General features: G+C 69.4%; 10 protein-coding genes. 1 reads left to right on the forward strand and 9 read right to left on the reverse strand.

Going from position 1 to position 12,271, the window contains the following annotated elements; translation table 11 throughout:
• Nucleotides 1–52: 52 nt before the first annotated feature.
• From H4281_RS41620 to H4281_RS41660, 9 genes are all read right to left on the reverse strand, one after another.
• Nucleotides 53–1,042: a carbohydrate ABC transporter permease gene (locus H4281_RS41620; RefSeq protein ID WP_182896354.1), complete on the reverse strand. Its 990-nt coding sequence runs from the start codon at nt 1,040–1,042 to the stop codon at nt 53–55.
• Complete coding sequence (locus H4281_RS41625) at nt 1,039–2,415, reverse strand: extracellular solute-binding protein (RefSeq protein WP_182896355.1); 1,377 nt, start codon at nt 2,413–2,415, stop codon at nt 1,039–1,041. Before H4281_RS41625 ends, H4281_RS41620 begins: the two co-directional genes overlap by 4 nt.
• Before the next feature lie 25 nt (nt 2,416–2,440).
• On the reverse strand, nt 2,441–3,670 hold the full coding sequence (locus H4281_RS41630; protein ID WP_376772025.1) for an ROK family transcriptional regulator: 1,230 nt from the start codon (nt 3,668–3,670) through the stop codon (nt 2,441–2,443).
• A 356-nt stretch (nt 3,671–4,026) separates the two neighbouring features.
• Nucleotides 4,027–5,034 (reverse strand): NAD(+) diphosphatase, encoded by a 1,008-nt coding sequence (nudC, locus tag H4281_RS41635; protein ID WP_182896356.1) that lies wholly within the window; start codon nt 5,032–5,034, stop codon nt 4,027–4,029.
• Entirely contained in the window at nt 5,031–6,425 is a 1,395-nt protein-coding gene (locus H4281_RS41640; protein ID WP_182896357.1) for a M16 family metallopeptidase, read from the reverse strand. Before H4281_RS41640 ends, nudC begins: the two co-directional genes overlap by 4 nt.
• Nucleotides 6,422–7,714 (reverse strand): M16 family metallopeptidase, encoded by a 1,293-nt coding sequence (locus tag H4281_RS41645; RefSeq protein ID WP_182896358.1) that lies wholly within the window; start codon nt 7,712–7,714, stop codon nt 6,422–6,424. The genes H4281_RS41640 and H4281_RS41645 overlap by 4 nt, the downstream gene beginning before the upstream one ends.
• Nucleotides 7,715–7,723: 9 nt before the next feature.
• The gene (locus H4281_RS41650) at nt 7,724–9,244 is read right to left on the reverse strand and encodes a DUF2207 family protein (RefSeq protein WP_182896359.1); all 1,521 of its coding nucleotides are present in this window, start codon (nt 9,242–9,244) and stop codon (nt 7,724–7,726) included.
• The gene (locus H4281_RS41655) at nt 9,241–10,341 is read right to left on the reverse strand and encodes a DUF2207 domain-containing protein (protein WP_182896360.1); all 1,101 of its coding nucleotides are present in this window, start codon (nt 10,339–10,341) and stop codon (nt 9,241–9,243) included. Before H4281_RS41655 ends, H4281_RS41650 begins: the two co-directional genes overlap by 4 nt.
• A 4-nt stretch (nt 10,342–10,345) precedes the next feature.
• On the reverse strand, nt 10,346–11,194 hold the full coding sequence (locus tag H4281_RS41660; protein WP_182896361.1) for an RDD family protein: 849 nt from the start codon (nt 11,192–11,194) through the stop codon (nt 10,346–10,348).
• A gap of 51 nt (nt 11,195–11,245) precedes the next feature.
• Between H4281_RS41660 and H4281_RS41665 the strand changes: the two genes are divergently transcribed.
• A complete protein-coding gene (locus H4281_RS41665) occupies nt 11,246–12,250 on the forward strand; it encodes a stage II sporulation protein M (protein WP_182896362.1) in 1,005 nt (334 codons plus the stop codon).
• The last annotated feature ends 21 nt before the right edge of the window (nt 12,251–12,271 follow it).

Here is a 12,271-nt window from a genome sequence, read left to right on the forward strand (position 1 = left end):
CGGGGCGCTCGCACCCGGTCGGGGCCGTGAACAGGCTGCCGCAAGGGTATATTCATGCCCCCTCCTCCTGATGCTGGTTCTTGCGCATCTGCCTCACCAAAAGCCACGTGAACCCGGCGGAAACCAGGAACAGCAGCACCGCCATCGCGGCCGCGTAACCCATGTTGAAGTACCGGAAACCCTGGACGTACAACCAGATCGGGTACGTCAGCGTCGAGTTCTCCGGCGCACCGATCAGTTTCGAGTTCCCCGCTACGTCCGCGGTACCCGCGGAAGCGGACGCGGCGACGATCGCTTGGGTGAAAAACTGCAGTGCGTAGATCATCGAATTGACCACGCCGAACAGCAGCACCGGCGAGATCGACGGCAGCGTCACGTGCCAGAACCGGCGCACCGGACCGGCCCCGTCCAGTTCCGCGGCCTCGTACTGCTCGGCCGGAACGTCCAGCAACGCGGCCAGGATGATGATCATCAGCTCGCCCGAACCCCACAGCGCGAGCAGGGTCAGCGCGGGCTTCGACATTTCCGGGCTGTTGAACCACAATCCGCCGTCGATGCCGACGAGCCGCAGGAATCGGTTCACCGGACCGAACTCCGGGTTGAACACGAAGACGAACGCGAGCGTCGCGGCCGCGGGCGGGGCGAGCGCGGGCAGGTAGCAGAGCGTGCGGACGAGGCCGACGCCCGACTTCAGCCGCGAAATCACCGACGCCACGCCGAGCGAGAACAGCACCCGGCAGACGGTCAGGATGATCACCAGCCACAACGTGTTGTACGCGGCGGTTTTCACCAGCGGTTCGCTGGTGAACATGCGCACGTAGTTGTCGAACCCGATCCACTGTGGAGGGTTGATCAGGTCGTAGCGGGTGAAGGAGTAGAACAGCGTCGCGCCGAGCGGGTAGGCGAAGAAGATGAGGAACCCGAGGGTCGCCGGCGCCATGAACCAGAACACCGTGCGCCGGCGCTTGGCCCGGGGAGACCCCCTCCGCGCCTGGTTCGGCGCGGAGGAGGTTCCGGATTCCGCCGCGGTCAGCGTGGTCATCCGCCGGCGCCCTTCTGCGCCAGTTCGTCGTTGATCTGCGCGTCGACCTTCTTGAGGCCCGCGTCCAGATCAGGAACGGACCCGGCCTGCCACTTCTCGGCGAAGTCGTTGACCGCCTTGAGGAACGCGTCGCCGATCGGCGTGGTCGGGTTGGCGACCAGCTTGCCGCTGTTGTAGATGTCGGTGAAGGTCTTGAACTGCGGCGGCATCTTCAGATTCGGCGAGTTCAGCGAATCCTTGGTGCTCGGCACGTTGTTCAGGCCGTTGGCCATCTCGACGAGGGTGTCGGTGTCGAGCGAGGCCTGCTTGATCAGCTCCCACGCCGCACCGGGGTTCTTCGCACCCTTCGGGATCGCGATGATCGTGCCGGTGCCGAACCCGCCGCCGTACTGGCTCGCCAGGCTGTCGAGCACCGGAGCCGGAGCGGTGCCGTAGTCGAGCGAGGGCACCTGGTCCTTGATGAACGCGGTGCGGAACTCGCCGTCGTAGATCATCGACAACTTGCCGGTCTGGAAACCGTTGTCCTTCGAGTACTCGTCACCGAGGCCGGCCTTGAACTTCTCGACCTTCTCGTGCCCGCCGTAGAAGTCGATGAGCTTCTTCTGGAACTGGAACATCTCCTTCCAGCCAGGGCTGGAGGCGAGCGACGATTTCCCGTCCGGGCCCATGAACTTGGCCCCGAAGTTCGGCGCCCAGTACTGCGCCTGGTTGGCGTAGAACGGCATCGACGGCAGGAAGCCCGCGGTCTTGATCGAACCGTCCGGGTTGAACTCGGTGAGCTTCTTGACGTCCTCGAACAGTTCCGTGGTGTTCTTCGGCGGACCGGCGATGCCCTTGGCCGCGAACTGCGCCTTGTTGTAGAAGAACCCGTACACGTCGGCGAGCATCGGCATCGCGCACCGCTTGCCCTGGTAGGACGTGTAATCGCGGACCGCCTGCGGGATCTGCTCGAGATCGATCTTGTCGCGCTCGATGTAGGGCTTCAGGTCCTGGAAGCTGCCGGTCGAGCACCACGCGCCGAGGTTGTCGGTGTAGAACGAGATCGCCACGTCCGGCGGGTTGCCGCCGCGGATCGACTGGGTGAGCTTGTCGTCGTCCTGGTTCCCCTCGTGCTTGATGGTGATGTTGGGGAACTTCGCCTTGAGCTTGTCCAGCGCCTTCGTGACCACGCCGTACTCGCGGTCGGTGAACTTGCTGTAGACGGTGATGATGAGCTTGTCGTCCTTGTTCGGCGGGGCCGCGGCGTCACCGCCTCCAGCGGGCGCGGCGGCACCGCACGCGGCGGTCGCCAGCAGCGTGCTCGCCGCGACGGCGCTGAGCAGCAGAGATCCGCGCTTGCGCGCGATTCTCCGGGTGCGGGTGGGAGCGGACATGAACCCTCCTGTCCTTCGGGTGGGTCTACTCGGTCGGGGACGGGGCTTGCTCTCCGGCGGACCGACGCGGCCCGAGGAGCGTGGGGGTGACGACGCCGAAGACGTCCTCACGGGCGGTGGCGAGCGCGGACTGCAACGCACCGGCGCGCACGGCGTTGCCCTGCACAGAAGCGACGCCGACCGGCGTGCGCGGCAGGACCAGTTCGTGCAGTTTTTCCGCGACGATCTCGGCGAACTCGTCTCCGCCGGCGCGGCTGGTCTCGCCGCACAGCAGGATGAGCTGCGGGTCGGCGACCGCGACGAGGCTGGCGACCCCGCTGGCGACGCGCCGCGCGAGATCGTCCAGAAACCCTTGGTGTGCGGTACGTCGCGCCTGCGTGACGGCGTCCCATCCGGTGTCCGCGGAGATGCCGTGTGCCTTGGCGAGCCGGACGATCGCCGACGAGTCGACCAGGTTTCCGTACCGGGCGCCGGCGGAGGGCCAGCTGTCGCCAGTGTCCACAGTGGCCGGATCGGGGACGCGCATCCAGTCGATCTCGCCGCCGCCACCGGTCGCGCCGCGCAGCAGCCGCCGTCCGATGACGACCGCGCCGCCGACGCCTTCGGACAGCCACACCAGCACGAAGTCGTCGACGTCCTGTGCGTTGCCGACGGTCATTTCCTCAACCGCGACAAGGTTCACGTCGTTCTCGATCTTGACCGTCACGCCGAGTTCGTCGCTCAGCCGCTTCGGCACGTCGAACCCGAGCCAGCCCGGGATGTGCGGGGCAGAGGACAGCAAACCGGTGCGCGGATCGAACGCGCCCTGCGCACCGATGACCACATTGGCCAGATCGTCGAGTTGCATGCCCGCGGCCTTGGTGACCCGGCGCAGCGCCTGCCCGAACGAGCCGACGACGTCCGCGTCCTCGGCCACCGGAAGCTGCACGCGGTACTCGGCGAGCACGGCCCCGGCGACGTCAGCGACCACGAAGTCCGCGACGCGCGGGGTGAGGTCGACGGCCGCGACGTGCGCGAGCGCGCCGTTGACCGCCCACAGCTGCGCGCGCGGTCCGCGTCCGCCACCGGCCCGTTCCCCGGCTTTGCCGACGAGATTGTCCTGCTCAAGCCGGGTGAGCAGCTGCGCGGTGGCGGGTTTGGACAGTCCGATGGCGGCCTCGAGCTCGCCCCGGGTCATCGGCCCGTTCCGCAGCAACGCCTCGATCGCCGCGCGGTCGTTCATCTCGCGCAACGTTCGCGGACTGCCGGCTCGCACCTGGCTGCTCCTTTATTAGGAAACTTTACAGACGGTTTTCCGGGACTGTAGTGAGCGCGGCCACACGGCGTCAATGGGCTCGGGAAACAGCGGGGTAACGGCTTGATACCGCGGGATGCCGGCGACCGGCACAGGGTGACCGGGCGAGCGCGGACCGTACGCGGTCCAGACCAGCGGAGCGGCGTGGTCCGGGATTTCCGGGACCGAACGAGCGCGGACCGCGGTGGCTCAGACGGAGCCAGCTACGCGGTCGGGCAAGAGAGAATCAAGCTGCGCGGCACGAACCGACGGCAGCTGCCTGCTTTCCGAGAACAGGCGAGGGCCCGCGTCGCCGGACGCGGGCCCTCGCCTGACCGTCATTCCTCAGCTTCCGCCCATGCCTTCAGCATTACCCGGGCGATCGACGAGTTCCCCGGCAGCAGCAGGTTCGACGCACCGCCAGCGATCGGCGTCGGCACCCCGCTCCCGGCATTCCGGAACGCAGCCCGGACGTCCTCCCTGGACACCCACAGCGCCTCCTCGATCTCGCCCTCGGCCGGGACGAGCGGCGCGTTGCGGTCCGCGCGCGCGGTGAAGCCCAGCATGATCGAGCGCGGGAACGGCCACGGCTGGCTGCCGAGATACCGCACGTCGCCGACCTCGATCCCGGCCTCCTCGCGGATTTCGCGGACGACGCAGCCCTCCAGGGACTCCCCCGCCTCCACGAATCCGGCGAGCACCGAATACCGGTCCGGCGGCCACATCGGCTGCCGCGCGAGCAGCACGTGCGAACCGTTGACGCCGTCGAGGTCGTGCACCAGGCAGATCACCGCCGGGTCGGTGCGCGGGTATTCCTCGTGTCCCTTGGCTTCGCAGCGGCTGGCCCAGCCGAACTGGATCAGCTGCGTCGGCGAGCCGTCGCGGGTGCAGAAGCGCGACTGCCGCCGCCAGTGCCGCAGTGCCTGCGCGGTGGTGAACAGCCCGGCCGACGTGTCGTCCAGCCGCTCGCCGTAACCGCGCAACTCGACCCACAGCTCGCCGTTGGCGCGCGGGACCTCTTCGATGACGCCCCAACTGCCCGCCAGCCGCACGCTGTCGACGTCGCCTTCGATGCTGCCGGGCAGCGACCAGTAATCGACGTCCTCCCACTCGCCGAGGAACACCGCGTCGGCGGGCGGTTCGGTGCCGAAGTCCATCGCCTTGCGGGTGGCCAGCGAACAGCTGCCCTCGACGACCGGCGTGCGGCCGGTGTCGTCGAGCAGCACCACGCGGGCTTCCGACCACTTCGCGGCGAGCCGCTCGGGGTTGGTGCGCAAGGTTTCCTGACGGTCCACTGTGGAACGCGACAGCGTCGGCAGTGCCCCTAGTTCGAACGGAACGCTCATCGGTCCTTCTCGCTGGTGGAAACTCCGAGCGCGGCCAGCTTCGGCGCGAGCAGGTCCGCGTCGCCGACCACGACGCCGGTGAACCGGCCCGGCGCGAAGAATTCCGCCGCGGCTTCGGCGACCTGGTCCGCGGTGACCGCCGCGAGCCGCTCCGGGTGGCTTTGCAGCCATTCGATGCCGAGACCGTTCGACGCCAGTGCCATCAGCTGTCCGGCGAGCCCGCCCTGCGAGGACGTGCCGGTGACGAGCGAGCCCATCGCGTACTGCCGCACCGATTCGACCTCTTCGGCGGTCGGCGGCACGGTGCCGAGCCGGAACAGCTCGTAGCGGGTTTCCAGGTACGCCGCCGCGGTGACCTCGTTGGCGGTGTCCGCGTCCACATTGACCACTGCGGTGTCGCCGGTGAACTCGAAGCCCGAGTGCGCGCCGTAGGTGTATCCCTTGTCCTCGCGGATGTTTTCCACCAGCCGCGAGGAGAAGTACCCGCCGAACGCCAGGTTCGCCAGCTGCAGCGCCGGGTAGCGCGGGTCGACGCGCGGCACCGTCTGCGCGGACAGCCGGATCTGCGACTGCACCGCGCCGGCACGCGGCACCAGCAGGACGTTGCCGCCGGTCAGCGCGGGCAACGGCGGCAGCACGACAGCCGAACGGTCCGACTTCCAGCCGCCGAGCGCCCGCTCCAGTTCGGCCGGAACCTCTTGCGGGTCAAGGTCTCCGACCAGCACGAGCACCGCACCGCGCGGAAGCACCGAAGCGGTGTGCAGCGCGCGTACCTGCTCGGCAGTCACCTCGGCCACGTCCTCGGCCTGCGGAACCTCGCGGGTGGCCGGGTGGTCGCCGTACCGGTGCTTCTGCAGTGCTTCGCGCGCGATGGTGCGCGGTTGCGTCCGCGAGACCGCGATGCGCTCGATCAGCCGCTCCCGCTCGCGCGCGACCTCTGCGTCGCCGTACGTCGCGCCGGTGAGCACGTCGCCGAGCACGTCCAGCAGCGTCGGCAGGCCGTCGGACAGCGCGGTGCCGCCGAAGTACAGCCGCTCCGGGTCCACGCCCGCGTTGAGGTCGCCGCCGATCAGCGCGACCTCGGCGTCGATTTCCACCCGGTCGCGCCGCGCGGTGCCGGTGAGCACGGTTTCCGCGAGCACTTCCGCGGTGGCCGCGTGCATCCGGTCCTCGCCCGCGAACGGGATCCACAGCCGCAGTTCGACCATCGGGACGCTCGCCTTGCGCACCGCGAGCACGCGCAGCCCGTTGGACAGCGTGGTGTCCACATGGGACAGATCCGCGGCGGCGCGCTGGTGCCCCAGTGCGGGCAGCGGACGCGGTCCGGCGGCGGTGCGGCCGATCTCCTCGGCGCTGCGGTGTGCGGCTTTGACCTGTTCAGCCGAGGTCACTGTTCCGTCCCTTCGGTGCTTGCGGGCTTCACGACGAGCACGGCGCGCGCGTCCGGGCGCAGCGCCTTCGCCGCCGCCGACACAGCCTCGCCGGAGACCGCGGACAACCGGTCGGCGAGCTGGTAGACCAGCGACGCGTCGCCGTAGAGCAGTTCGAACGCGCCGAGCGCCAGCGTGCGCGACACGAGCCGGTCGTGCTCCGCGTGCAGGCTCGCCGCCCAGCGCGCGGTGACCTTCTTCAGTTCCTGTTCGTCCGGCGGCGTGGACGCGAGCTTCTCCAGCTCCTCGTCCAGCGCGGCCAGCACGCGCTCGCGCGGCACGTCCGGCGGGTGGATCGCGGTGATGGTGAACGTGTCCGGGTCGCGCGCCTCGAACGGGCCGAAGAGCCCGGCCCCCGCGCCGACGTCGACCACCAGCGGTTCGACGTGCACCAGCCGCTGCTGCAGCCGCGAGCCGTCACCGTCGGTGAGCACGCCCGCCAGCACCAGGTACGCGAGGTAGCCGTCGAGGTCGTTGATCGGGTCCGGCATCCGGTAGCCCACCGCCAGCGCGGGCAGCGGCGCGTGCGGGTCGGTGTGCTCGCCGAGCAGCTGCGTGGTGGGCAGCGGCTCGGAGAACGACGGACGCACCGGAGCCGGCCGGTGCGGAACGTCGCCGAAGTGCTTCTGGACGAGCGCCTTGGCCTCTTCCACCTCGAAATCGCCCGCGACGGTCAGCACCGCGTTGGCCGGCGAGTAGAAGGTGTCGAAGAAGGCAGCGCAGTCGTCCAGCGTCGCGCCCTCGAGGTCTTCGAAGGCGCCGTAGCCGTCGTGCGCGTTGGCGAAGGTGGAGTACAGCACCGGCGGCAGCAGGATCCACGGGAATCCGCCGTACGGCCGGTTGCGCACGTTCAGCCGGATTTCCTCCTTGACGACCTCGATCTGGTTCGCCAGGTTCTCCGCGGTCAGCTTCGGCGCGCGCATCCGGTCGGCCTCGAGGAACAGCGCGCGTTCCAGCGCCGCGGCGGGCAGCACCTCGTAGTAGTCGGTGTAGTCCGGGTGCGTGGAACCGTTGAAGGTGCCGCCGCTGGACTGCACGTGCCGGAAGTGCGCCAGTTTCTCCAGGCTTTCGCTGCCCTGGAACATCAGGTGCTCGAAGAGGTGCGCGAAACCGGTCAACCCCTCCGGCTCGGAACGGAAGCCCACGTCGTAGTGCACGCTGACCCCGACCACCGGCGCGGTCGGGTCAGGAGCGAGCACCACGCGCAGACCGTTGTCGATCGTGAAACGGAAGAGCTCGGGATCGGCCATGCCTCCACCCTACGCAGGCGCGGGCGTCTTCGGCTCGTCCGGTCGGAGGTGCCTCGCGCCCTCGAACGCGGCGGTCAGCGCGGCCACGAATCCGCTGGTCCGCGCCAACGGCACGGCGTCCTCGCCGGAGCCGCCGTACCAGTACGCCGACAGCGAACAAACGTTAACTAGCCAAGCGTCTGCTTCGCCCAGCGCGTACGCGTACGGGAGCGCGCGAGAGGCGAGCAGTTCGTCGTCTGGCGCTTCCATTGTCCGAAGCTGTGCGTTAAGGCCGAGAAGGCGGTCTCTGAGGTCTAGGCCGGCCTTCGTCCGCTCCGGCAAGAGACGTGCGGCTGCCGTCACCGCGATGCCGGTGGCGAGGAGCACCAACCCAAGTTGTGCGTAACCGACGGTGAAGGCCAGCAGGACAGTGAGGAAGACGCCGTACCCACATAGCCGCGGGCCGATCTTCGACAGTCGCTTCGGGTAGCGCCAGCCGCGACGGACCGTGTCGGCGACTAGCTCGCGTACGCCTCCTTCGCGGACTTCAGCGAGCGTCGCGGCTTCGCCGGGAACGGCGGCTGCGTACACGGCGCGCTCGAAGGCAGTGAGGTGTTCGTCGGGCGGGTTGCGGCGTACGAGGACCCAACTGCGCGTGCCGACTTCGCTGACCCATAGGTAGTTACGGACGCATAGGTCGAGCACTGTCGCGGCTAGGTCGACGGAGCTGACGCGTCCGGTGAGAAGCGGTCCTACGTGTCCGGGGAGCACGCCATCCGGCGACGAGAAGCGGCCGTTGTCGAGGAGTTTGACGGCGGTGGCGTGGCCGGGCTGTTGGTCGCGTCGGCGGCGTACGAACACGGTGACGGCACCGGCGATCGCCAGGACGGCGAAGGCCAGCCATGCCCACCACACCGGTGCGGTCGCGGCGAAGGGTCCGGCGGGGATGAGCTTCTCGGTCGGCGCGACTGTGCCGCCGGGGAGTTCGGCGGTCAGCTGTACGCGGGAACCGGGCTGGAGTTTCGGCACCGAGACGCGAGTGAGGCCGGAGTGGTCGATCTGTGCGGCGCCGCAGCGGGTCGTCGAATCGGGCGGACCGGCGAGGCAGCTGAGCGCGTCCGGGATGGCGGGCGCGGCGAAGGTCGCGCGGACCAGTTCGAGGCGGGTGTCCCAGCCGCCGGCGACGTCCCAGGTCACGTGCTCGACGCCGAGGCTCGTGCCGACCGCACCGTCCACTGTGTACCGGAGCACGGACGTTCCGCCGCGCAGGTAGAAGGTCACCTGGTCGTTGCCGGATTCGGCGTTGCCCGCGCCTTCGATGCTGATGTCGCGGATGCCGAGGACGCGGTCGTTGGCGCGCAACGGGATGGTGCGGGTCATCGAGGTGTCGCGCGGGACCGAGACTGCTTCGGTGACGGAAAGGCTGCCGTCGCGCTGGACTTTCAGGGCTACTTCGACGCTCTGCGGCAGACCGGGCAACGACGGCTGGTCCTGCGCCGCAGCGGGCGTCGCGCAGAGGAATGGGAGCAACAGCAGGGCGGCGAGTTTCATTGCGCGGCCACCGCCGAGCGTCGTTCGGCCATGGCCTGGATCGCGTCGATCTCCGCCGCCAACGGAGATTCGGCCCGCACCGTCGGACGCCCCAACGCGCGACCACGGCGGGGGTGAACCAGCGGAGCGGCCAGGGAGGTGGCGATTCCAGCGATCAGGAGCGCGACGCCGATCAGCGCCTCGCCGACGGTGAAGGCGAGGACGACGGTCGTCACGATGCCCGCAGCGGCCAGGATGAGCCCGGCTCGGCGGACGTGCGGTTGCTTCGTGGACAGCCAGCCATGGCGATGCGCTTCGGCGTCGAGAAGGGCGCGCAGTTCCGTCTGATCCGGCCGTGCGGCAGCGAGCGGTCCCGGCGGGATTGCCGTCTTGACCGCTTGTTCGAACGGCGTGAGCGGATCGGCTTCGCCATGGCTGACCTGACCGTCAGCGATGTGCAGATGCCTGCGGGCGACGAGATCGAGAACCGTGCCGGTGAGGTCGAGTTCACCACTCCTGGTGCGGCGACGCAGCACAGCGGCACCGATGACCAGGTAGAACGCTAATGCAAGACCACTGAGGACAGAAGGAAATCCCGGTGCGAAGGCGGCCAACGGTCCGGTCGGGAGAAACCGGGCGTTCTCCGGCAACGGTCCGGTGTGGACCGCCAGATCGATCCGATCCCCTTTGCGCAGCCCGTTCTGTTCGGCATGCGCTCCCCCGCTCCGAAGTTCGGAGAACGTGCACTGCCGAGACGATCCCGGCTGACCGGCGTAACAATCCGCAGTGGACACTTCCGGTCCGCTGAACGCGGCGGTGACCCGATCGACCGCACGGTCCCAGCCCCCGGTGAGCTGAAACCGGACCTGCCCGGCGGCGACCGCACCGTCCACTGTGTACTTCACGGTCGCTGGCCCGGTGACAGTGACCGTCGTTCCCTCAGCGGAAGCGGCACCCGAGACGTGCAGCTCGGTGATCGAGTAAAGCCGGTCCTCGTCGTCGGTGACCGGTACTCGCTCGGCGATGCGGTGAATGGCCGGGGCGTCGGTGACGATGCGCTCGATGACCGTGAGCTGACCGTCCTGCGCGGTGGTGACGGTGACGTCGTCGGCGAGCATGTCCTCAGCTCGGCGGAGTGAAGGGGTTGTCGGACTTCGGCGGAGCCGGAGGCGGAACGGGCGGCGGCGCGTAGGCGGGCGGACCGTACTGCGTCGGCGCGATCCGGGCGTGGTCGCGATTGCGGCGTTCGGCCAGCACCGCGGTGAGGAAGACCCACGGCGGCATCCCGTAGGGCAGCGGCACCCCGATCGCCGCGGAAACCTGCTGCGCCAGGCTGAAGCCGAGCGACGCGGCCGCTTCCGGGCGCAGTTCGTGGTAGCGGCCGAGATACTGGCGGGAGGCCATGGCGAGGTCGTCGGTGAGGCCGCTGAGGTCGAAGTGCGCGGCCCACGCTTCGAGACCGGGCGGCACCGCGAGAATCGCCTGCGCGGACTGCGGCACGCGTTCGCGGATCACCAGGGTGCCCGCGAGGTAGTCGCCGACGCGGCGGCCGTTCGACGACGTCAGCGACACGATGACGGCCACCGCGCCGAGGAAGCCGAGCGCCCAGAAGTCGACGAAGAAGCCGGCGAGCGCGCGGGTCAGCGCGTGCCGGAAGCTGATCGGACCGCCGTCGAGGCGCACCACGCGCAGGCCGAGCGCGAGTTTGCCGAGCGAACGGCCTCGGCTGAGCGTTTCGAACAGCACCGGGTAGCCGATCACGACCAGCACGAACGCGGTCAGCATCAGCGCGATGGTGAGCGCCGAGTCGAACGACCCCGCGGTCAGCATCAGCGCGACGAGCACGAGCAGCAGCAACGCGGCCTGGACGAGGACGTCCAGCAGCATCGCGACCGCGCGGCTGGCGAGCTTCGCCACCCGCAGGTCGAGGACGACGGCCTCACCGGTGACGAGATCGGACTCTTCCTGCACGAGGCCAGCGTAGAGCGCCTGCCTCTATCCTGGCGGGAGAGGAGGTGGCCGGTGGACGTCGACGTGTTCGTCGCGGCGCACAGCGCGGAATGGAACCGGCTCGGCGAGCTCGCCGGACGGAGCAGGCTGACCGGCCTGGAGGCGGACGAACTGGTCACGCTGTACCAACGCGCGGCGACGCATCTGTCGATGATCCGCTCGACCGCACCCGACCCGGCCCTGCTGGCCAGGCTGTCGGCGCTGGTCGCGCGCGGCCGCTCGGCGGTGGCCGGTTCGCACAGCCCGGCGTGGCGCGAGGTCGCGCTCTTCTTCACCCACCGCTTCCCGGCCGCGGTCTACCTGAGCCGCCGCTGGTGGATCCCGGCCGCGCTGCTGTCGGTCGCGGTGATGGCTGTGCTGGGCGTCTGGATCGCCGGCGACCCGCAGGTGCGCGCGTCGCTGGTGTCGCCGGACGAGGTGAAGGCGATGACCGCGCCGGGCGGCCAATACGAGACGTACTACTCGAACGGCCCAGCGGCGTCGTTCGCGGCGAAAGTGTGGACGAACAACGCCTGGGTCGCGGCGACGTGCCTGTTCCTGGGCGTCGCGCTCGGCCTGCCGGTGATCGCCGCGCTGTGGATGAACTCGCTGAACGCCGGGGTCGCGATCGGCCTGATGTCCTCGGCAGGCCGCGGCGACGTGCTGCTGGGCCTGCTCCTGCCGCACGGTCTGCTGGAACTGACGGCGGTGTTCATCGCGGCGGGAACCGGGCTGAAACTCGGCTGGACAGTCGTGGATCCGGGCCGACGGTCCCGAAGCGCGGCGCTGGCCGAGCAGGGCCGGTCAGTGGTGGTGATGGCGCTGGGGCTCGCGTGCGTGCTGCTGGTGTCGGGCGTGATCGAGGCGTTCGTGACGCCGTCGGGGTGGCCGACGTGGCTGCGCATCGGCATCGGCGCGGTGGTGGAGCTGCTGTTCCTGACGTACGTGTTCACGCTGGGCCGACGAGCCGCGCTTGGCGGCGAAACAGGCGATGTCGACCGGCGCGCCGCCGGAGACGCCCTGCCCGAGGCTGGCTAGAAGTACGTGAGGGAATCTGCT

This window comes from Amycolatopsis dendrobii, from assembly GCF_014145675.1.
In the GTDB taxonomy this organism is placed as follows: Bacteria; Actinomycetota; Actinomycetes; order Mycobacteriales; family Pseudonocardiaceae; genus Amycolatopsis; species Amycolatopsis dendrobii.

Bases quoted from the DNA above. Each gene is read 5' to 3' on its own strand.
- H4281_RS41645 (WP_182896358.1), bottom strand. From the start codon at position 7,714: ATGGCCGATCCCGAGCTCTTCCGTTTCACGATCGACAACGGTCTGCGC.
- H4281_RS41655 (WP_182896360.1), bottom strand. From the start codon at position 10,341: ATGCTCGCCGACGACGTCACCGTCACCACCGCGCAGGACGGTCAGCTC.
- H4281_RS41620 (WP_182896354.1), bottom strand. From the start codon at position 1,042: ATGACCACGCTGACCGCGGCGGAATCCGGAACCTCCTCCGCGCCGAAC.
- H4281_RS41625 (WP_182896355.1), bottom strand. From the start codon at position 2,415: ATGTCCGCTCCCACCCGCACCCGGAGAATCGCGCGCAAGCGCGGATCT.
- nudC (WP_182896356.1), bottom strand. From the start codon at position 5,034: ATGAGCGTTCCGTTCGAACTAGGGGCACTGCCGACGCTGTCGCGTTCC.
- H4281_RS41650 (WP_182896359.1), bottom strand. From the start codon at position 9,244: ATGAAACTCGCCGCCCTGCTGTTGCTCCCATTCCTCTGCGCGACGCCC.